Raw genomic sequence first — 22,255 nt, forward strand, 5'->3', positions numbered from 1 at the left:
ACGGATCAATCATGTGGTCTCGATAGTTCTACGCCGCGAGTTCTACGCCGCGAACCGCGATCGAATTTTATTCCGGTTTCGGAAGGTTCGCAAAGTCGCCCGCAATCGCGGTGACGAGTTTGTCCGGGTTGATGAACTTCCGGATCGCTGCGTTGACGTCTTCAACGGTCGCGTCTTGGATTTGTTGCTCATGTTTGGCAACGTCGGCCAACGTGCGGTCAGTGAACATCGCCATCAACAGCATCGATGCGAGCGCTGGATCGCCGGTGCGTGAGATCCGAGCGGCCTGCAGGTAAGACTGTTTGGCGGCGTCGAGTTCTTCCTGCGTGACACCCTCTGCGATCAATCGATCGATTTCTTCACGGATCACTTTCAGCAACTTGTCTTTGTTGGCCGGATTCGTGATTGCGTAGATCGTCAGGTCAACCCGGTTGTCTTTCGGACGCGGGCTCACGCCGGAGCGAACGCCGTACGACAATCCTTCTTGTTGACGAACGCGATCAGCCAAACGACTGCTGAGCGAACCGCCACCGAGGATGAAGTTGCCGAGCGTCAGTGCGGCGTACTCGGGATCGAGATCCGAGAGAGCGTACTGTTGGCTGCTGTACATGAACGCGTTGGATTTATCAGGCGTTTCGAGGGCTTCGAAATGACCGGGCGTGTCCGGGTGAGCGGGGCGATCGATTCGCACGTAAGGTTGATCCGTCGTCCAGCCTTCGAGTTCGGATTGGAACGCCTTTAAGACGTCGGCGGGTTCGAAGTTACCAACCACGGACAACTCACCGGCTTGGTTGCCGAGGTAGTCCGCATGCAGTTCGCGGATCTGTTCGATCGTGGCTTCTTCGTACATCGTGATTTCCTCGTCAATGGTCATGACGTAACGGATGTCATCTTTGGTGTACGGCGACAGGGTGCGACGGACGTGCCGCGGGGCGACAACGCTCGGTTCAGATTGGCTCTGTTGCAAACTGGTGATGATTTGGCGACGAATCAGTTCGAGTTCCGTGTCGTCTAGACGCGGCGTCTTGAGCACGTCACCGACCAGTGCGATGACCTCATCGAGGTTCTCCTGTTTGGTCTTCACTTCGATTTGCAACAATCCCATCAGCGTGTAGACCGAGACATCAGCTTTCAATCGGGTGTATTCATCCTGCAGTTCTTGGTAGGTCATTTCCGTTGTCCCGCGGGCCATCAACAGCCCCAGCATTTCGACGGCGCCCATCCGATCTTTCAGGGTATCGGGGGTACCGAATCGAACCGTGAGTTTGAGCGAGACCGAATCACCACGCGTGCGTTTGGGGAGCAATGCGTAAGTCATTCCGCCGACCAAGTCACCTCGCAGAACGCGTTTCTCGATTACCATCGGATCAGGATCGAAGCTCTCACCGGCTGCGACGGCGGCGCGGCCCTTGTAGTCTTTGAGCAGGATATTGAGGTCCGGCGATTCAGGAATGCTGACTCGGTCGGACTCGTCGCTCGGGATGAACAGCCCGACGGTGCGGTTGTTGCGAACCAAGTACTTCTTCGCGACTTCGCGAACTTGGTCGGCGGTCAGTGCTTCGACGGCATCCCGGTACAGGAAGTACAAACGCCAATCACCTTGGGCGGCCCAGTCGCTCAGCGTGACGGCGATTTTATCGGTGTCCGCGGACGCCATCTCTCGTTGTTTGAGAATTTGAGCTTTGGCCCGCTCGACTTCCGCATCCGTGATCGGTTGTTTGTCCCACGAGTCCTCGAGGATATCGAGCAGTTTCGTGCGGGCTTGTTCGAGCGATTGATCGACCGGCACTTCGGCCATGCACATCAGCAAGACGGGTTCACGAAAGCCGAATGCCATCGCATACACGCTGCTGGCGATTTCGGTCTCGACCATTTCTTTGTACAGGCGTCCGCTCGGTTCATCGCCGAGCACCACCGTGAGAGCTTTCGCGGCAGCGTAGTCGGGGTGGCTGCCGGCGGGGATGTGGTAGGCGGTTCCGACGCATTGGATGTCGCCGACGCGGCGAAGCACGACGGTTCGTTCGCCGTCTTTGGCGGGTTCAACGGTGTAGGTTTCGTCAATCGGTTTGGAGGGGACCGGAAGCGGTCCGAACGCGTTTTGGATGGTTGCCAATGCGTGATCAGGATCGAACTTACCGGCGACGATTACCATCACGTTGTCAGGACGGTAAAACTTGCGATAGAAATTTCGCAGCTTGACGACGGGCACTCGTTCGATGTCGCTGCGGTTGCCGATTGTTGATTTGCCGTAGTTGTGCCAGTCGAACGCGGCCGATTCGATCCGCTGCATCAAGACGCGGGTGGGTGAATTTTCGCCGCGTTCGAATTCATTACGAACGACCGTCATTTCGCTCGCGAGGTCTTCGCCGCGGATGAAACTGTTGACCAAACGGTCGGCTTCCAGGTTGACCGCGAACTCCAGGTTGTCTTCGCTCGCGGGAAGCGTTTCGTAGTAGTTCGTGCGATCCATCCACGTCGTTCCGTTGAAACGGGCGCCGCGTTGGGTGAGGACTTTGGGGACCTCGGGGTGAGTCGGCGTGCCTTTGAACAGCATGTGTTCGAGCAAGTGAGCCATGCCCGCCTCGCCGTAACCCTCGTGTCGAGAACCAACGAACACGGTCATGTTTACCGTCACGACCTCTTTGCTCTCGTCCGGGAAAAGCAGAATTTGAACTCCGTTGTCGAGTTCATATTGCGAGATCCCTTCGACGCTGCGGAGCATCTTCGGAAGGCTGTCGGTTGCGGCCACGTGGTCATCCTTGGCGGTTGTTGAGTCAGAAGTTTGCGACGTCTCGGTGGTTTCGGTTTCAGTTGCGGCGGCGGTCGCGCCATCGTCCGTTGACGAAGAGACGTCGGCGGCAAAAACAATCGGGCTCACGGCGAACGCGAGACCAATCAGGATCGGCGCGAGGCCGGAGCGTGCGGCGACGCAAATTCGAGACGAGTGTGACCAAGATCGGGGCGGGGAAACGTGCCGGTTCATCTGATGGAAATCCGTTTGTGTTGCAGATCGAGCGTTACGCCGGCATTGTAACGTCTAGGCCACCGGGGCGACCATCACCCCAAACCGATCGCGGACGTCGCAGGTGTTTAGCGGAGGCTGTTGTCTCCTTTTGCGGGCGTCTACGTGATGGCCTCATGCTGATCACGGGTCGTCACCGAGCGGGCTTCGGTTAGGATGGCTTCGCTAAAGATGAATTTCTGAATTTGACCTTCGAACCGACCTTCGACCGCACGGCTACGAAAAAGATGTCCGACTCCGACCGCGTGCCACGCTTTCCCAACGATGTGGTTTCGCCCGCCAACCGAGCGGACGGAAATGAGGAACGCGAATGGCAACCCGTCATTGAAATCCGAGAGGATCAATCATGCTCGGGGGAGTCGACGCTGAAAATAGTCTCGCGGTCGCAAGTCGAATCGGGAGAAGACTTTGCCGTCGAGGCTCTGATCGACGGACGGGTCGTAGCAATCTTTCGACACGCCGGTGATTGGTATGCGATGGATGGCATGTGTTCGCACCAAGGCGGCCCGCTCGCCGAAGGGGTGGTGCGTGACGGATGCGTGACGTGTCCGTGGCACGGTTGGCAATACGACCTCGCGACAGGCATCCAAATGATCAACCGCCAACCGTTGCAGGAATCGTTCCCGGTTCGTCAACTCGAAGACCGAGTCGAAATTTCGCTGACGTGAATGCTCCGCGAGAACGACTCGCCTTTCCCCTTTCAAATCGTGACACCGACCGCCGAAAAAGTAGAACTGTATGACTAACCCATCGAAATCACCGGCCTCACACCAATGTGAGTCGCCGGATTGTGGCTGCAGCAATGTCGACGTCAGTGCGGCGTTGCGGGTGGCGGTGATCACGCTGAGTGACACGCGAACGATCGACAACGATCCGAGCGGCGATCGCATCGTGGCGTTGCTCGAAGACGTCGGCCATCTCGTTGCCGAACGGATTGTGATCACCGACGATGAGGGGCCGCTGCGTGAGTCGATCAAGGCGTTTGTCGCCGACGATTCGGTCGATGCGATCATCACGACCGGGGGCACGGGGATCGCCCCGCGTGACCTCGCCGTTGATGTGATCGAAGAGTTGCTCGACGTCAGTTTGCCCGGATTTGGCGAACACTTTCGCGCGATCTCGATCGCCGAGATTGGCCCCAAAGCGATGCTCAGTCGGGCGACCGCGGGCCGAATCGGTCAGGTCGTCGTGTTCGCTCTGCCGGGTTCGACGGGAGCGGTCACGACCGCAATGAATCACTGCGTCCTGCCGATCATCCGTCACGCATCGGCATTAGTAAAAGGCTGATGCATCGATTCTCCGTCGTCGCCACCGTTGCTAGACGCAGAACCACCTGCGGACGAATGCTGCCCTAGCGAACGCTGGCCTATCAAACGCCGGTTCACTCCGGTTCGATACCGAAGTCCCGAATTGTCGTCAGCGTGTGGAGCTTCAAACCCTTGGCGGCGAACGCTTCTTCACCGCCGGCCAAACGGTCGATGATGGCGAGCACGTAAAGCACATTGAGCCCGAACGCTTGGGCTGCTTCGGCGGCTTTGATCGCACTGCCGCCGCTGGTGATGACGTCTTCGACGATGACGACATTTTGTCCAGGCTCGACGGGGCCTTCGACCTGTTGACCCATGCCGTGGCCCTTGGCTTCTTTGCGAACCATGAACCCGTGCAGGTCGATGTCTTGTCCCCCGGCGATCGTGACAATAGAAGCGGTGATCGGGTCGGCGCCGATGGCCATTCCACCGACCGCGTCAGGCATCTCGCCGTCGGCACTGCCGTTGCGGCTGATGAAATTCAACATCGCGTTGCCGATCATCCCGGCGCCCTTGGGGTGCAACGTGACGCGGCGGCAGTCCAGATAGTAGCTCGCCGTTTTTCCGCTCGCGAGCGTGAAGGTGCCACGCTGCAACGCTTCACGCTGCATCAATTCGATCAATGGTTTTAGGCTGGCGTCGGCGGTCATCGTGAGGGAACTCGCGAGAGGTGTGAGGAAAACAGGAGAAGGCGTTTTCTTATCACATATGCCGGCTTTCGGGCACCCCGCGATCAACCTAAGTTGACGAATTGGGGCGCGAAACGCGAGTTCGACGCTTACGGACGGGCGGCAACCTGTTCGCTCGCCTGACCCAGCATTTCAGGGGTTAACTCGAGCATGAGGGTGCGTTCGGCGACGATCAAATCGTTGGCCGAGCGAACGTCGAGCGTGATTTGATACGGGCCCGGTTGAGTGGATTCGGGCACGACAAATTGCAGTTCACGCGTCTGACCCGGCGCGAGCCAAGCTCCGAAGCCGTCGGAAAGTTTGACGGGGTGTCCTTTCGTGGCGGCTAATTTCAAATTGGCGAACAACGGTGCGTATCCATCGCCCTGGTTTTGCACCTTCATCGTGAACGCGTTGCCGGTGGGGAGTTGTGCCCACTGCATTTCGTCGGTGACGAGTTGAATTTCCGGGCGTTGTGCGTGGATCAAGGCGAGAGGCAATTGTTTGGATGCGTTCGCTTCGTCGCAGACGACCTCGAGGGTTCCCCACTGATGGTTCGCGTCGTTCTGTCCGCGGAGCATGGCGCGAACCGTCTTGCTGCGCCCCGGTTTGAGCACGAACGATTTACTGGTCAAAATGATTCCGTCGAGAGCAACGCCGGTGTGGTCCTTGGCGATCAACCGAACGCTCTTCGGTTCGTTTCCACGATTGAGAAATTGCAGCGTCGTCATGCGGTTGGTGCCCGAAACACGCCCCAGTTCGACTTGTGCGGGCTCGATCGAAAGGCCGTCACCGAGCGTTGCCACCAAAGCACTGAGACCACGGAAACTGTTCGAGTCGACGCGGGTCGGGAAGTTGGCTTGGACCATCGAGCGACGCCCGTTACTCAATCGAACGTTCAGGTCGTAGTCGCCTTCGGGAATGATGCCCTCGACCGGACCCTCCAATCGCAAACGACTGTGCGGCATGATGCGGACGAGGTATCGACTGTCATCTTCCAGTTCGCTGCGGGACGGCATGTTCAATCGGATGGGCGCCGTCGTCGCGGAATCGTTGGCATTTAGTTGTGCCCGCACATCGCATTCGAGCGCATCGTCGGTCGGGTTGGTCAGGTACGCGTTGATGTAAGGGAGACCGTCTATGGCGATCAATTCACCGCGATCGAAATGCAACCGGTTCATGTCGCCAACGTCTTGAGCACCCGTTTCAATGTCCACACGCAAAACGTACTGAGTGACGAAGCGAATCGCTGCTCGCGTTTTGCCGGTCTCCAAAGGCTCGTTCGGGTTGTCGGAGATTTGGCCGCCGTCGCGGACGAGGATTCCGAACGAGACGTAATTGGTTTTGTTCAGCGGTACGGTGACTTCGCCTTCGATTTGGAATTTTTCGCCCGGACGCAATTGGAATTGTTTCGGTGATGTGAAACGGACTCCGTCCATCGGTTTGCTGTTTTCATCGTGCAAGATGATCCCGGTCTCTTCCTGACGAAGATTTACCGCACTGATGTCGACGTTCATGATCTTTCCCGTCGATGCGATCTCAAACGAGAACGGGATTACTTCACCGCGTCGAGCGCGGAACCGATGGACGACCGGTTCGACGCGGAAGGATGGTTCGACACTGCGGGTCAACGAGATGCGTTTTCCAGCCGATGCGGCACCGGATTGGGCTTGGGCGAACGCGTTCGAACTGACCGCGACTGCGATGCATGCCATTGCCATCGATCGGAATGCGATCGACCGGCGAAACGCCGATTGGCAGCGACGCCGGTGGGCGACGGGGCTGTTGGTGTTCGGTGCGACAGCGGGCAGGCGATGAAAGACAGACATGGGGGCAAGCATTCTGATCGGAAGTTTCGGTTTCTTGTTCACGACCCTTCCGACCGAACGATGCGAGGTGAGATGAAAATCACCACCTCGGCGTCTCGCGTCTGCCGTTGGGTCGACTGAAAAAGATAGCCCACGCCGGGCAACCGACTCAGACCGGGAACCCGATTGACCCGATCAATGGTTTCTCGTTGTACCAATCCGCCGATCACAATGGTTTTTCCGTCTTTAACGCTGACAGTTGTCGAGACGCTGCGTCGATTGATCACCGGGAACGGGTTGACGGACAATTCGTTGTTGGCCGTACGGACATCTTCGCTGACCTCCGCTTTCTCGATATCGATCGTCACGACGTCGCCTCGAATGTGAGGGGTGATATCGAGCGTGATGCCCGCATCGACTTTTTGAATGTCCTGTTGAAAGAAGACCGCGTTGTTTCCCGTCGTACCGGGCGGTTGCACCGAAAAGAACGTTTCGCGATTGATCGCAATGTTCGCTTGCTCGCCGTCTTTCGCCATCACGTGAGGTGAGGCGCGAATGGTCAGGTATCCGTGTTCGTTGAGCAATTTGACGAATGTCGACGTGCTGCTGAATTCTGAAAAAATTTGATTCATGCCCTCGCTACTGACGGTGCCGTTGAGCGCCAGTCCGGTCGCGCCGAGTGCCAGCGATTTCGCGCCGTCGAGTTCCACCGCGTGCTGCCAATCCAGCCCAAACTGAAACCCACAATCGGGCGAGACGACGCAAATGATCGCTTCGAGGACGACTTGTGGAATCGGTTGATCGATGCTCGCGAATCGTGAAATGATATCGTCGGTGATCCGTGGAGGTGCGTGCACCATCAATAGCTTGGCGGACTCGATTGACGTGACATATTGCAACCACGAGGCCGGTACCGTTTCCATCAACGCGCGGCTGTCGATGTGCAGCGGACGGTAGTCTTTTCGGACGGAGATGTAAGAGAACAGCGGCGAACTCGGATCCGGTGGCGCGACGATGACTTGATCGCCGCGTCTGGTGTGCGACAACCCCAGCGGCATCAAAACTTTCTCGATCGCCTCATCGACCAACAGATCGTTGATCTGAGCGTTAACGATTCCTCCGACGTTGTCGTCCATGACCAAGTCAAGGTTCGCTTCCGTGGTCAGCATCATCAGGACTTCGCGAACGTCGGTCTCAATGAACTCTTCATTGATGCGAATGCTATCGTCGATCGACGCAACGTGTGGATCGAGTGCCGTGTCGATTAGGCCCGATCCGTACGGCGCATCGGTTGGGACGACGTTGGATTCGACCCAGGCTCCGTTTTCCCAGTGCCCGTTATCCACGATCAATTCATCTTCGAGGATCGGCTGGACGTAGTGTTCGTCGCCGCTGTTGACCGCGTTGGACCGATCCAGAGATTCTTGAATCAACTCATCGACCGAGATGCGTGGCGGCAATGGCCGATACACGCACGCACCGCTCTGGAGCAGCGTCGCGAGGACGAGAAACGGTAGGATAGGTTGGAGTGGCAAGTTAGGCGGAAAGTCTTCAAGCGTTTCGTATCGGGTTCAGCTTTCTAAAACCCCCGTTGCTGTGCCGACAAGCAGGGCGCCCCAAATGCACCCCCTGCTAATACTGGGTCCACCGGATCGGCGCCAATGTGAATAATGAACAGACGCTCCCCATCTCTCCTGCCACTTGCCAACCTAAATTTCACGCCATCGCCGGATCACGTAAACTCGCGGCAATTCCGTTGGTCACGGGAACGCCCTTCGCCGCCTCGTCAATGAACTGCGTCGATATCCCCAGGTCCTCGAGTAGCAAACGCGAGCTGATCCGGCTCGACTCGTAGATCACCGGCAGACCGCTGCCTGGGTGTGTGCCGCCGCCGACCAGGTACACGCCATCGAGTTCGTCGAATCGATTCTTGGGCCGCAGGTGTAGCATTTGCCCGAGGTTGTGCGCCAGGTTGAACGTGGCCCCCTTGTAGATCGCATAGTCGTTGACCCAGTCGTCGGGCGTGATGCGATGTTCGACGCGGATCCGGTCACGGACATCACCGAGCCCGATCGCGGCGAGTTGATCGAGCGTTTTTTCGCGAAACGCGTCCGCCTGCGTCGACCAATCAATGTTCTCGCTTTGATGCGATACGGGAACCAACACGTACAAGGTCGAGCATCCCGCGGGAGCCAAACTCGGATCGGTCACGCACGCATTCTGCACGTACACCGACGGATCGGAGCTGAGTACGTGATCGAGTTCGATCTCGCGCAAATTCCGATCATACGTTTCGCTGATATGAATGTTGTGATGCGGCAAATCCTCGTACATGCCTTCGATGCCGAGATACAGCATGAAGGTGCTGCACGAGAATTTTTTCTTTTCGATTTTTTCGTTCGTCCATCGCCGCCGTGTTTCATTGGGAACGGTTTTGGTCATCCAATCGGCGAAATCGGCGTTGACGACGATCGCGTCGACGGTGTAGCGATCCTGGGACGTTCGCAGAGCGGTCACGCGTTGGTCTTGAATTTCGATCGAATCGACCGGTTCGTTCAGACGAATCTTGACGCCGAGCTCTTCGGCGATTTCCGCCATCCGCTCGCTCACCCGGCTGCATCCACCGATCGGGTGAAAGACGCCGTGTTCATACTCGAGAAACGAAAGAATGCTGAACAAACTCGGGCAGTTAAAAGGGGACATGCCCAAATATTTCGCTTGAAACGCAAACGCGATCACCAGTCGCGGGTCGCTGAAATAACGCTCCAGCTCTTTACCCAGACTACGAAACGGATGCAATTTCGCCGCCGCACCGAGCAGCGAAGGACGCAACAGGTCCAGTGGAGAGTTAAAAGGAGATTCCAGGATCGGTCGAAACTTTTCTAGCTTCTCACGATTGTCGTCCATGTATCGCCGCAATTGACCGACATCGGCTTCGGAAAACTTGGCAATCTGGCGATCCATTTCGTCCATGTCGGGCGTGCAATCGAGCACGCCGCCCCTTTCGCCACCAAACGTTAAGCGGTATTGCGGGTCGAGACGTTCCATCGGCACCTCTTCCATTAAGTCGCGACCGACCGAATGAAAAATCTCCGCGAGCACGCGGGGGTAGAGAAAGAACGTCGGGCCGCAGTCGAATCGAAAACCCTCGGTTTCGATTGCAGAGGTGCGACCACCCACACGATCCCGGCGTTCGAGCACGGTGACGTCGCATCCCGCCTGAGCTAACTGCATCGCGGTTGCCAATCCGCCAGGCCCGGCACCGACGATCACGATTTTCTTTTTATTCATTTGGGGTCTCAGAGACGATGTCTTCCTGACGTTCGGGCGGCCGAGCACGCGGGCCGAGATAAGTTTTCCGTACTATAAGGCCCCGGCGAGTCTGCCGAATGCGGGCGTGCGGCTTTGCCACGTGGGCGTCAATATCGCTGGAGAAGGTCGAGCATTTTGCGGTCGAGTTTGTGTCCTCGATACTGCTCATATTTCACGTCCCTGCGTTCACTGTCGAGCACCCCGAAGCTGCCGCGTAGATTCCACAACGCCCAACCGATGCCCGCACGTTGCCAATTCGCGAGACTGTCTTCCATCCATGCGAGCGTAACGTCATGCGGGGTCCGGTGATAGCATCCAAATTCACCGACGAGAACGCCCGTCCCCGATCGCGAGGCGTCCAGCCACGGGGCGACACCCTCGTCCCACAGCCACAGGCGGTCTTCTTGTTCGGCACCGGTGAAATGAGGTCGCGATGAATCATCGCTGGGTTTGATCGTGTGGTAAGTCAACGACGACGGCGGGGATGCCCATCGATTGCGAAACCCCACGATCGTTTCCCGTTGGTATCCTTTGGCGTTGCGGTGACCGATTCCGATTTCGGTGAGCGACAGCCAATCGCCTTTCGTGTTCGCAATTTCGACGCTTCGCGTGCCAGCGGGGATTATGGTTTCGTAGTTGCGATTATAAATCGCCTTGTAAGACTGCCACTGTTTCGAATATTCGGACGATCGCCATTCGCCGTCGCCCGGTCCCGGGGCGAATGATTTCTCGAACACGGTCCGGCCATCGGCACGCACAACAAGTGTATTGTCGGAGGACACCGTGCCGACGCGCAGACGCAGCGGCGTATCGTCGGTCCAGTGGGATGTGATCCGCAGCGGGCCTCGCGCGTTGATGGGAATGTCGTCTTTCGTCGGCGCGTACAACGTGCCATCGGCAACGATCCGTGGCCATGTCGGGGTTGGGAATTGGTCGGAGCCCTTCATCCAATTGGCACGGTAGTGCGTGATCTGGATCGGGGCATAACCACGTGTTGCCTGAGCGACATGAAGATCCCGCAAACCGGCGACGGGTTGTTGTCCCCATTGCATCCCGTCGCAGATGATCAACCGTTTCGGATCGTGCTGCCGAATCGCGTCCGCCATTTTCTGAACCACCGCGACATAGGCGGATTCATCAATGTCGGCCGGTTCGTTGAACAGATTGAAACTCAAGTTCCGGTTCGAAACATTTTCGTAACGTCTCGCGAACTCACCCCAGTGTTTCGCACACACCTGTTGAGTTACCGGGTCGGTCCACAGGTTGGTTTTTTCCGGTGGCGAGGCGACCGTGAATCCCGGAGCCCGGTGAAAGTTAATGCAAACGTGGATCGAGTATTCCTTTCCCCACGCGATCGCTTGATCGATTTCGCGAAACGTTTTCTCATCGAACCGGTTCCAATCACCGTTTTGAATCCAAACGCGGTAATCCATCGGCAATCGGACGAAGTTGAATCCCAAATCCGAAATCATCTGGAAGTCAGATTCGAGGAACGGTCCGTTGCTCCAATCGAGGTGAAACTTCTCGAGTAGATTAAACCCACGCCAACGCGGCAACTGATCCCACGCCGGTTCGGGCAACGTTTGAGCACGCAGGTTCGCGGAATCACAGGCAATCAAAATCGCAATGACAAGACCGCAAATTCGACCAATGCCGCGCCACGCGTTGGATGTCTTATTGGTGAGGTTCATGAGCACAATTTGGATACATAATCGCGATAGGAAGCGGAATCAGTCACGCCGATACTATCACAGCTAGAACCGTTCAATCGATCCCGTCCGCGAGGCGACGCCACAAACGCTCGGCGACAACGCGAGCAAACCGAGCGTCGGTCCGCTCCATAGTGTGATCTTGCCACTCTTGACGACCGTTTGACGACCTATTTGATAGCGTGACAACTGCGCACCGGATACCGCGAACAATCTGCCGCCGCGCATCCACATCACGTGTTGAAAGGATCTTTCGGTTTCAATGATCTGGCAATGCAGTTCACCCAATTCCCACCAATAAACGTTCAGTCCGCCTTCGTGAGCGACCGCGATCCGCCGCCGTGTGCTGCGAGGCGAAACACATATTGCCGTAATCGGGTGGCCGACTGCTGCGACAAACGCGGACGAGGACAGAGCGTCGACGATCAAGGTGCTGCCCGCCGCGACGACCAGTGATTGGTCGAGGAAGGCGAGGTGCGATGTCGATCGTGTGGGATGCGAGTAGGCTGGGCATATCGACGTGTCATCTCGAATTTGAAATTCCTGCGATGCCAAGTCGAACCCGATTTCGTCGATGTTAATGTCATGCACCGATTCGATCAGCGACGTGAGCGAGTACGTTCGCAGCGCCATCGAGTGATTCGACCACTGCGTGAGAATGGTTTCTCCGTCGTTCGTTTCCAAATTCGCGAACGTGTCGTCGGATGCGGCCACGGCCACGTCACTGGATTGCAATCCGCCCGGCCAACGCCAATGGATTGTCCACGCGTCGGCGAGTGTTTGCGATTCCAACCGCAGTGATGGCATCATCGTCTGCTCATGCGGGAATCGAACGTAGATCTGCGTGCCGCTGACAATCAAGTCGACAGGACACAACTCGTTCAGGTTTTCAGATACCCCGTTGATTCGATGAAAGGGTAGGTTCTCTTGCGTGCCGCTGATTTTCCCCGGGTCTGCCAATCGGGACACCCATACGTCCGTGCCTTGATGCCGCATCACGAACAGTTCGTCGTTCACCATCTGTGCGGTGATGTAGTTCCCCTTGGGCAGCGTGATCGACCGCAAACGATCGAGTTCGCGCGAGCTCGATCTCGAAGCGGGGTGCTCGGATTTGACTCGTTCATGTTCTCGTCTGCGATGCCTCGATGCAAAACGCGTCGCGTCGGATCCGAGCAGCGGGCTCGACGAATCAAGAGTTCGCAGCATCGTCAAGGCTCTGTCAGCGTCGCCCGATAAGGTCGGCGTGACGAGAATCTGCGAGACGGCAACACGGCATCGGTCTTCGGCCGTTCGTTGCAAATGACGATCGGGATATCGACGCGCTAAATGGTGTGTCAGTTCGACGAGCCGCAGCCGGTCTCGATCGGATGTCGTTTCAACGACCGTGCGCAGTCGGTCCGCGGCGATCGCGTGTTCGTTTGCCTCGCCCCACCACGTGAACGCTTTGACCAAGCACCGACGCACGTCGTGTCCGTTCGGCCATTGGTCAAACAACAACTCGATCGCTCGTGCCCGGTCGTCTAACAGGTCGTCGATCATTTCCGCGGCGTCGACGATTTGCCTCGACGAGACCAGTTTCGTGACGGCATGTTCGAGAGCACGTGTCGCTCGCGCCTCGTCTCCGGCACGTCGCCATGCATCGCATTCATTAACGTGGTCTTGGATCTTCGCGTAGATCTCGGCCGCTTGTTCAAAAAGACCTGCCGCCATCAAACACTTGGCGGCTTCGGCGGGTCGGTTCAGTTTCTCGCGATACAACGCCGCAGCTTCTTGAAAATAACCGCCCGCTTCCAGTACCGAGGCCGCGGCGGCGTAGTTGCCGAGCAAATTTGCGTGGATGTACGCGGCGCGACGATGTCTACCCGCCGCCGATTCGCGGTTGGCCATCTCATGATAAGCCGCGACGAGTCGTGATCGTACCTGAGGATCGATATCCCAAACGTCAGCCGGTCCGCCACCGCCGTGGAGACCCGAGAGCGAAAAGTTCGGCAGACGCGACATCAATCGTGCGCCCGGAACGGCGAGCCCACGAAAGGCATCCGCACCCGCCAGCGGGATCGCGAATCGAAGTGCCCGATCAGGATCCATCCGCGACATCCGCAGCAGTTTCTCGAGCTGGTTTTCGCGTTCCTGGGCCACGCTACGGGACAGATAGCGAAACAGCGACGCGGAGATCGAACCGGCGCCCGACGTGCGACGGTTTCTCGCGTTCGACCCGTGTTGTGACGTGTCGTGTGTTCCCAAAGGAGATGCGGGTGTTCCCTTTTGATTGTCCTTCGCCTGGGAATCCTTCGACTGGGTGTCTTTGGGGCCGGCGAGTTTGTCGAGTTTGCGGAGCATCCACGATTTCCAATTTCGTGGTCCGCTCGTTGAGCTTTGACGACGCCCCGACTTTTCGTCCTTTGTTCCGGCGGGAGTATCCGGTTGATCGCCGAGGCCTTCCGTATCACGACCGATGTCGGCACCGGCGGCACCGAGACCGCTGGGGCCGAGCACATCTTCGGCGGTCAAGGGGTCGAGCAAACGTAACCCCGCGAGCCGATGCGGTAGCGCGGGCGGCGTTGGCGGCGCAGTCCACTCGGCACACCGATCATCCGATTGTTTGTCGAACGTGACGGGTGGGGAGGGCGGGCACACGCACTGATCGAGCGTTACGCGGTCAGACGGTTCGAGCACGAATAAGCCAATCCGTGGCAACCACGCGCACACGGCGGCATCGTCCGAGGGCAAGGCTTCGGCGAGCCATTGTGGCGGACACGCCGGTTCGAGTCGGCTTTGCGATGCGATCCAACATTGCGATGTCGCGAACGACCGCGTGTTGTTCGTGCCCGGTCGCTGGGCCAGCACTTCGTGTACTGGTACGGTGGCGGGAACCGATGGAATCTTAAAAACCCCGAGCGGCAACGCGAGTAGGCCCTGCTCGTTAGCACGTTTTTCTGTCCCATCGTGCGCCGCCGACGGAACCCGGTAAAACGCAATCGATTCGTCTTGATCACCACGACACCGGATCATGAAGTCGATTTGCGTGTCGACATCGCCGCTGGGAAGCCAGCAACCGAGCGCTGCACCGGAGGATCCGGCGTTTGTAATTGACTCACGTTCAGAATCGTCAAAGCACAGTCGTGGACGGATTGTCAATTTCATTGTTGATGCGCCCATGATTCCAGCCAATCGAGCACCGAGTCGGGTACCGGTATGTCGACGATCACGTTGTCTTCGGTGTTAGAAAAAAATGGGGGACCGAAGAATCCTTCGTCGCTGAACCAGCCCGCGCAGTGAGAATCGACCAACACGAGTGTGAGTTCTCGATGGTCGTCATCACGTTGCAAATGAACGAGTCCGCGAGAGTCCAACCACACCGTCCCGCCGCTGATTTTCGCCGACCGCAGGCTCCATCCCGCATCGCGGTTTCCCGATGTTTGCGATGAGGATTCGAACAACACGAAATCGCTTTCCCAGTCACCCATCTCGGTAACGAGTGCTAAATGAAATCGAGGTTCGCGTTCGACTTGCAGACGGCGGACATGGTTGGATCGCGTCAGGAACACGAGTCCATTTGCCGTCATCGCGACGCCTCGAACCTGAGTACGCACTGACTTTTGAAGGATCGCGAACGAGAACTGTTTTTCACTCGCCCATAGCCGCATTCGAAAGTCGTCGTCCTGCACGGCGCGAACGGTCGCCTCACGCGTGTCGATCCGGAAAAATCGATGATCCGGAACGTGATAGCCTTCCAACCCGGTGATTTGTTGCGTCTGTTCGTATTCGACCACCCACCACCGTCGCGTCGGATCGCAAACGATCGGGCGAGGTCGATGGATGGATTGCACGTTGACGCCGGTCAGTTGTTTTTCAAACTCTTCGCCGAGTAGGCGGACGGAACTAAGGTTCTGTGCGATGATCACGGGGTTTTCGTTTTCGCCATCAACGACGCATCCGATTCCGAAGACCGACTCCAGGCGGAATCGTCCGAGTTTGTGCCATGTGTTGGGGCGTTGACCATCGATGCGAACGAGTTCCTTGCCATGGCGTACCACGAACCCGTTGCCGACGGACTGTCCGTTTTTAGTCCCTTCGCTCGCGACGCGTCCTGTCGCAGTATCGATGAATTGGTAGAGGTCATTATGAAAACGCATGAGTTCCTGGTCGACGAATTCATATTTGCAGGAACCGAAATCGGGAGGCAGGTCAAACCTTTGGATCTTCGATTCGGGGGTAACGTGCAGCAAGGCATGCGGCCTGTTTTCGCTGCCGACCACGATGCTCAATCGGTCATTGAGCCAATGATGTGCCAACACTTTGCTGCTGGGGAGGTCGTTCACGATTTCAGTGCAACCGTGTCGTGTCGACGTGCTCAATAGCATCCGGCGGTCGCGGGTGATCAACCACGCCATGGGCTTCTCGTAGCGGTCGATCACCATCCGCCCCCAAATCACTTTGGAGTCCGCACTGAATGACAGCGGTGGAATCGTTTGGCTAAGGAAAACGGGCCGTTCCTTGGAATCACCTTTGACGATGGACTCGGATGGTCCGGTCAATTCGAGTTTTAACCGCTGGAGTTTTTCGTCACCGAGCGACGTGCGACGTGACAATTGCACGCGTCCATCACTGCTTACCGTTGCGATTAAGAATGGTCGTTTGATCGAACGAATCGATTCGGTGAAGCCTTGGTCATGATCGGTCGCCTCACTCACGATGATCAACGGTTCGGCATAGGTCTCGTCCCAATCGTTGGTGTCTTCCCGCAGCGACGCGTCCCAGGACGCAATCGCGTCTCCCGGGTGAGCGTCCGGTTCGAGTCGTGATAACTGCGTGATCGTCCCTTCGCGTGTTGTGAAATCCTCACGAAGGACGCGATCGCCGGCGACCGTCCAGAATTCCGCCCGCGTGTCGCCGCGTCGTTCTTCGGCCGCGCCGAGTGCCAAAGCGAACGCCGACATCCAAACTCGTGTTTCCCCCCAACACCGAATGCCGTTCTCGATCGCAATCGGACGTTGTCGAGGCGCAGGTCCCGGCGGTGTCTCGCGTCGCAGATACAACGCTTGACCGTTCGCGATCCTCGCCAACAACAACATCGGGTCGGCGGCTAATTCCGTCATGAGCAACCGTTCGGGATTGCCGCGGTTGGTCACATCGGAAACACCGCCGATCGGTAACGCTTCCGGTTCGCTCGGACGACGGGGTAACGAAACGATCGATGAGGCCGAACGACTTGCCCGCGCGAGAGCACCGTATTGGACATCGTCAGACAACTCCGCGAGCAACCGATTGATCGGGTCACGCGGTGGCGGTGGAACGGGCGCCTGGTCAGCGGGTTCGGGTAACAGCTTGATACCCGTTTCTCTCCACGTGCGGAGTGAGTCCGCCGTCAATCCCGACCGACTCAGGTAAACCAGCGTTTCCCACGCACGCTTACTCCGTGAGGCATCACCATATCGCCTGGATTGAGAACGATCCGACGGAGAACCTTCACGCCCAATTTCGTTTGCAGATTCTTCCGGTGCACGATCAATGCGTGACAGGGATAGAGTTTCCAAAACAAGATCCGACTGCGGCATGTCGGCTTCGTAGAGGTAAGCCCGGCAGTTTTCGAGGCCGCATCCGAAGATCACCATCGGCCCCTCGGTTTGCGAACGAATGTCCAGAGGTAACTCGCCGAGGGAGTGCAGCCACTCGGCGATCGCGTCGACACGGGTGGAACCGGACAGAATACTCAGTCGCCGTTTCCAAACGTCTCGCGCGAGTTCCTGTCGCCGCACCGCCGCGATCACGAATAGAACCGCGGTGAATGAGGGCAACGCCCCGAGTGAAATTCGCAGCGGACCCAGAATCGCGGCGAGTTCGGCGGCCAACGCGATCGTGCTGGAGTCGTCACACCAAACGAACGCGTCCCCGTCGTCATCGCACCGCCAAAGGTTAGGAGCCGGTGAGCGTAGGTATTCCATCATCAGGCCGAGTTCCCCGCGTCGATCGAGTCAGCGGAGTCTCGTGGAGTGTTAATGTGTCGATTTGCATGACTCGACGCGAACGCCGATCGAACGCCCCCGCGTGACATCGCGGTGATCGTGTCGTCAGGAACTAGCGACCAACGATCCTCCGTTTCCCACAACAACCACTCGCTCTGCGACACACCAAAAGTGGTCAACAACACATCATTGGGTACCGCCGGCGTCCACGTCATTCCCGCAGGCACAATCACTCGATCCCTGCAAACGAAGTATCGGCCTTCGATCGGCGGTAAAGGGTCACCCATCATAAGACATTCATCGCCGCGGCACGTCCATCGAAGCCGATCAATTCTGGCTTTGGGAGTCCATTCGATCCATTCCTGCAGGTGTGCCAGTTGAGTCAGCATCGCGTTACATGGCATCGCGACGCCGCCACGTATCAATTGAACTGGTCGCCGCGTGGCGTTTGGATCTCGGCGAGCAATTTGAGGAACCGGCACGACGACTTCGCAGACCTGTTCGATCGGAAGCCACTGCGGCGGCGTTTCGGCCGACTCATGAGCAGCAACCGAGGGGACGTTGTCGCCCAAACGCACGAGGCCGCCTTTCTCGTGGACGTGGAAAACCACGCCCGGTAACCGTCGCAACACCGACAAGAGGTCGCCGTTTGATTCAGTATTCGAACCACGGTTCGACCGGTTGCTCGAATCCGTCGTGCGGACCCACACGTCCGAGCCAATCGTCGCGACGCGCGTGGACGCGTTCATCGCGACCAATTGTGAGGCCACCGCGTTCATCGCAGGCTCACTGAGTGAGTCCAGACGAACGTACCAATCGCGGTCGCGATCGCCCCCCGGCGTGCGGTTCACGTGGTCGCCTCTTGAGTCAAACGGATCGATTCGCGAATCTCCGTGACACGCGATTGCAGGTGTTCACGGGCGGCATCGGTTTGGACCCAGTTCAGCCTCGCCGCTACGAGCGAAAGAGTGTCGGCCGACGCGGGGGCCTGGGGTTCGTCGGCGATTCGGTCCAACAAACGCGAGAGTTGTTCAGGATCAGGGCCCGACTCCATGTGATGATCCGCCATCGGGTGCCTTTGCAGTTCGTCGCCTTCGGGCGGAATCGGATCGTCCGCCCCGCCGCCAAACTCGGCCTGCACGCTCGCCAACTGAGCGGCCAGCAATTCTTCTTGATCGGGTGTGTCCCAGATGTAACGCATGATCCACAGGTCCGATACAGTTGCGTGCGTCCGGCCACACGTCACGGCACTCGCCGCAATCGTTTTCTGCAATCGCACCGCCCGCCGATCGCTCAGTTCCATGCCCGCGGTTCGCAGTCGCGAGATCAACTTGCCGTACGCGGGTAACATTTCCGTAAGGTCCACGTGCGTGACGCAGGCCTGCAACCGTCGCGCATCCTCGATATCGAGCGAGGGTGCCGGCGGATCGTGCTGCTCGCGTTTCCAACCCGCCGCGAGCACTTCACCCAAGCGATCCGTGATCACGTTGTCGCATCGAACCCGCAAAAGAAAACGGTCAAACAACGCCGCCAATGCATCGTCCTCGGGCAATCGGTTGCTCGCGCCGACCGCCATCAACATGGGCAGCCGCACACGTTCTTTCCCGCGGCGAAACACCCGTTCATTGAGCGCCAGCAGCAGGCTGTTGAGAATTGCCGAGTTCGCATTGAGGAGCTCGTCCAAAAAAACGAAATCGGCCTCCGGCAACATGCCTTCGGTGTTCGTCACGAGGTCACCGTCGCGCAACCGACGCAAATCAAACGGACCAAACAATTCGCTCGGTTCAGTAAACCGTGTCAGCAGATAGTCGAACGAGCGACCGTGAAGTCGTCCGGCGAGTTCGCTCACCAACGCACTCTTTCCCGTGCCGGGCGGCCCCAATAAAAACGCGTTCTCACCCGCCGTCAGTGCGACACCGAGGACCTCGACAATTTCGTCTTTGCCGATCAGACGCTCTTTGATCGGTTCCAACACATCTCGCCGCAGATTGGCTGCGAGATGAGTGATTTCGGCGGGATCGATCGCAGCGTTCATGAATTAAGCCCGTGTCAAAAATCGGCGACAAAGTCGACCACTCGCTCCGCGAGTGGAGTTAATACGTCGCCCACTCGCCCCACGAGCGGAATGGAAACGTCAACCACTCTCTCCCGGGGAATTAAATCGTCGCCCACTCGCTCCGCGAGTGGAATGGAAACGTCAATCACTCTCTCTCCCAGGGAATTAATTCGTCAACCACTCGCTCCGCGAGTGGAATTGAATCAACAACGCTCGCCATCCATTGAAAGAGAGCCCATTCCTATCGCCCAAGTTCGTTTGCGAGCGACTCTGTTTCGTAAATCGTCCGCAACGCTTCGCGAATTCCGACGCCCGAGACACTGACCGCGCGAGCCTGTTGGTCGGTGTAGAGGTAATCGCTCGTGAGGCTTTGGATGTTCCCATCGAAGATCAATCCGACCAATTTCCCCTCACGGTTGACGACCGGTGAACCGCTGTTGCCGCCGATGATGTCCGCCGTCGAGACGAAATTCAATTGTGTCGATAAGTCGATCTTGTCCTTCGCGTTCATCCAACTCTCCGGAAGATCGAAGTCGTCTTGGCCGGCGTGAGCGGCGGCGTGTTCGAACGCGCCTTCGAAATTGGTGGTGGGTTGAATCTCGGCCGCATTTTCGATGTAACCCTTCACCGTCCCGAACGCGAGACGCAGTGTGAACGTGGCATCGGGGTATCCACCGGTTCCTTCGATCGCGGTGACGACCTGAGCGATTTTTGCGTAGGCCTGTTTTTCGCGTTCGGACAATTGGTCATCGACCGCGCGGTAGGCTCGGTATTCCGGTTCGAGAATCCGGGCGAGTCGCATCGCGGGATCGTCGCTGCCGAGTACCGCGTTGACGCCACCATCGATCAATTGTCGGCGGACTTCGGGATCGTCCAAATTCGACTGGTCGACAATTTCCGCCGCGACTTCACGAGGCGAACGACCCGCCAAAACTTCCTGGACGAGCGTGTCGCCCATGCCGCGTCGTTCGAGCAACAACGCGATCTCATCGGCGAGTTTGACTCGTTGCAAATCGTCATACAGTGGCGCCGGGCTGGTCAATCGATTGAGCAGCGACTCACGCGACGCGTCGGTGTATTCCGCCAACCGGTCACCGTTGGGTTTCTGATCTTCTTTGGCGAGCAACAGAATCGAGATCGCGAGTTGGACCAGATCGCTACGCAGAGAAACCGATCGTGTTAACTGAGCGGCTTTCTCTTTTTGGATTTCAGCGATTTCCTGCCATGCCGAAACGAGTGGCCGCAATTGCGGGTTGTTGCTCGCTTCGGTGATCAAGCGGTGTTGTCGGCCTCGCCGTGTCGCGATCGTTTGCGGGTCTTGCAAACCGGCGAGCATGCCCGTGTAGGCTTTCCGTGCGTTCTGAATTCCGAACAATTCGTCTCGTCCGCGGCGCGAGGCTTCGTTGCCTTCGAGTTGATATTGTTGGAAAAGGATTTCCTTGCGTCGTAAATAGTCCAACACGAATGGCAGACGCGTGTCGCGGAGATACTCCAGAGCCTCGACGGTGAAGATGCGTTGGGTTCGGCCGGGATGCCCGCTGACGAAGATCAGATCGCCGTCACTGACCGGCGTGTCGCTCCACCGCAGAAAGTGATCGATCTTGGCCGGCTCGCCGTTCTCGTAAACTCGCATCAACGTGGCATCGAGGTTGTAACGCGGGTATTCAAAATTATCCGCATCGCCGCCAAAGAATGCGGCGGCCGTTTCGGGGGCCCACACCAAACGCACGTCGGTGTACTTCTTATATCGGTACAAGTGATAACGGGCGCCGCCGAACAGGGTGACCACGTCGCTGCGAAGACCCGTTTGGTCTAACGATTCACTTTCGATCGCCGCAATCGCCCCTTGGCGTTGTTTCGCCGAAACGTCTGGGTTGGTCGTGTTCGTGACCGCGGCATTGATCCGATCGGTGACGTCTTCGATCTCAATCAGGACGTTGAGTTCGAGGTCGGGTGCCTTGAGTTCCTCGTCGTGAGATTTCGCGAGGTATCCGTCTTTGATCAGGTTATGTTCTTCGCTGCTGAGTTTCTGCAACGTGTCACTGGCGACGTGATGATTGGTCAAAACCAGTCCCGTCGACGAAACAAATGATCCTGATCCTCCCGAATTGAATCGAACCGAGGCCAGACGCAACTCTTCGGCCCACGTGTCCGATGGTTGGAAACCGTATCGTTCCTGCAGAAGGCTGCGCGGCAAATCATTGAACAGATACATGCCCTCATCGCCATGGGTTGTGGTCGTCGTCGATGGAATCATGGATACCGCAATCACCGAAAGGGCCAAGGTCAGATGTCGAAGCGAGCCGCCGAGCATGCAAGTTACTTTCACAGGAACGAGGTGGGGACGAGGGAGGGAAAGCGACCCGCTGTGCCTGCGAGTCGATCGAGGTGAACCTCAGACGCCCGA

General features: G+C 57.7%; 13 protein-coding genes. 2 read left to right on the plus strand and 11 right to left on the minus strand.

Annotated features, from left to right (window positions below):
- Positions 1-67 precede the first annotated feature (67 nt).
- A complete protein-coding gene (locus tag FHS27_RS27380; RefSeq protein WP_390854704.1) occupies positions 68-2,983 on the minus strand; it encodes a M16 family metallopeptidase in 2,916 nt (971 codons plus the stop codon).
- 266 nt (positions 2,984-3,249) lie between these two features.
- On the opposite strand from FHS27_RS27380, the gene FHS27_RS27385 reads away from it, so the two are divergent.
- Entirely contained in the window at positions 3,250-3,690 is a 441-nt protein-coding gene (locus FHS27_RS27385; RefSeq protein WP_184309044.1) for a Rieske (2Fe-2S) protein, read from the plus strand.
- A 70-nt stretch (positions 3,691-3,760) separates the two neighbouring features.
- Positions 3,761-4,309, plus strand: coding sequence for a MogA/MoaB family molybdenum cofactor biosynthesis protein (locus FHS27_RS27390; RefSeq protein ID WP_184309046.1), 549 nt, complete (start codon positions 3,761-3,763; stop codon positions 4,307-4,309).
- 94 nt (positions 4,310-4,403) lie between these two features.
- On the opposite strand, the gene pyrE is transcribed toward FHS27_RS27390, so the two are convergent.
- The 10 genes from pyrE to FHS27_RS27440 form a co-directional block, all read right to left on the minus strand.
- Entirely contained in the window at positions 4,404-4,979 is a 576-nt protein-coding gene (pyrE, locus tag FHS27_RS27395) for an orotate phosphoribosyltransferase (protein WP_184309048.1), read from the minus strand.
- 128 nt (positions 4,980-5,107) lie between these two features.
- Complete coding sequence (locus FHS27_RS27400) at positions 5,108-6,826, minus strand: COG1470 family protein (protein ID WP_246421075.1); 1,719 nt, start codon at positions 6,824-6,826, stop codon at positions 5,108-5,110.
- Positions 6,827-6,864: 38 nt separating this feature from the next.
- Positions 6,865-8,340, minus strand: coding sequence for a type II secretion system protein GspD (locus FHS27_RS27405; RefSeq protein WP_246421077.1), 1,476 nt, complete (start codon positions 8,338-8,340; stop codon positions 6,865-6,867).
- Between the two features lie 181 nt (positions 8,341-8,521).
- On the minus strand, positions 8,522-10,144 hold the full coding sequence (locus FHS27_RS27410) for a phytoene desaturase (protein ID WP_315854717.1): 1,623 nt from the start codon (positions 10,142-10,144) through the stop codon (positions 8,522-8,524).
- Positions 10,145-10,224: 80 nt separating this feature from the next.
- The gene (locus FHS27_RS27415; RefSeq protein ID WP_184309053.1) at positions 10,225-11,808 is read right to left on the minus strand and encodes a glycoside hydrolase family 5 protein; all 1,584 of its coding nucleotides are present in this window, start codon (positions 11,806-11,808) and stop codon (positions 10,225-10,227) included.
- Positions 11,809-11,871: 63 nt separating this feature from the next.
- On the minus strand, positions 11,872-14,970 hold the full coding sequence (locus tag FHS27_RS27420) for a hypothetical protein (protein ID WP_184309056.1): 3,099 nt from the start codon (positions 14,968-14,970) through the stop codon (positions 11,872-11,874).
- Entirely contained in the window at positions 14,967-17,774 is a 2,808-nt protein-coding gene (locus tag FHS27_RS27425) for a hypothetical protein (protein WP_184309058.1), read from the minus strand. The genes FHS27_RS27420 and FHS27_RS27425 overlap by 4 nt, the downstream gene beginning before the upstream one ends.
- A complete protein-coding gene (locus FHS27_RS27430) occupies positions 17,774-18,643 on the minus strand; it encodes a hypothetical protein (protein WP_184309060.1) in 870 nt (289 codons plus the stop codon). Before FHS27_RS27430 ends, FHS27_RS27425 begins: the two co-directional genes overlap by 1 nt.
- Positions 18,640-19,827 carry an AAA family ATPase gene (locus FHS27_RS27435; RefSeq protein ID WP_184309062.1) on the minus strand — a complete coding sequence of 396 codons (1,188 nt, stop codon included), beginning with the start codon at positions 19,825-19,827 and terminating at the stop codon, positions 18,640-18,642. Before FHS27_RS27435 ends, FHS27_RS27430 begins: the two co-directional genes overlap by 4 nt.
- Positions 19,828-20,089: 262 nt before the next feature.
- Entirely contained in the window at positions 20,090-22,162 is a 2,073-nt protein-coding gene (locus FHS27_RS27440; protein WP_390854717.1) for a S46 family peptidase, read from the minus strand.
- Between the last annotated feature and the right edge of the window lie 93 nt (positions 22,163-22,255).

This window comes from Aporhodopirellula rubra, from assembly GCF_014192335.1.
GTDB lineage: Bacteria > Planctomycetota > Planctomycetia > Pirellulales > Pirellulaceae > Rhodopirellula > Rhodopirellula rubra.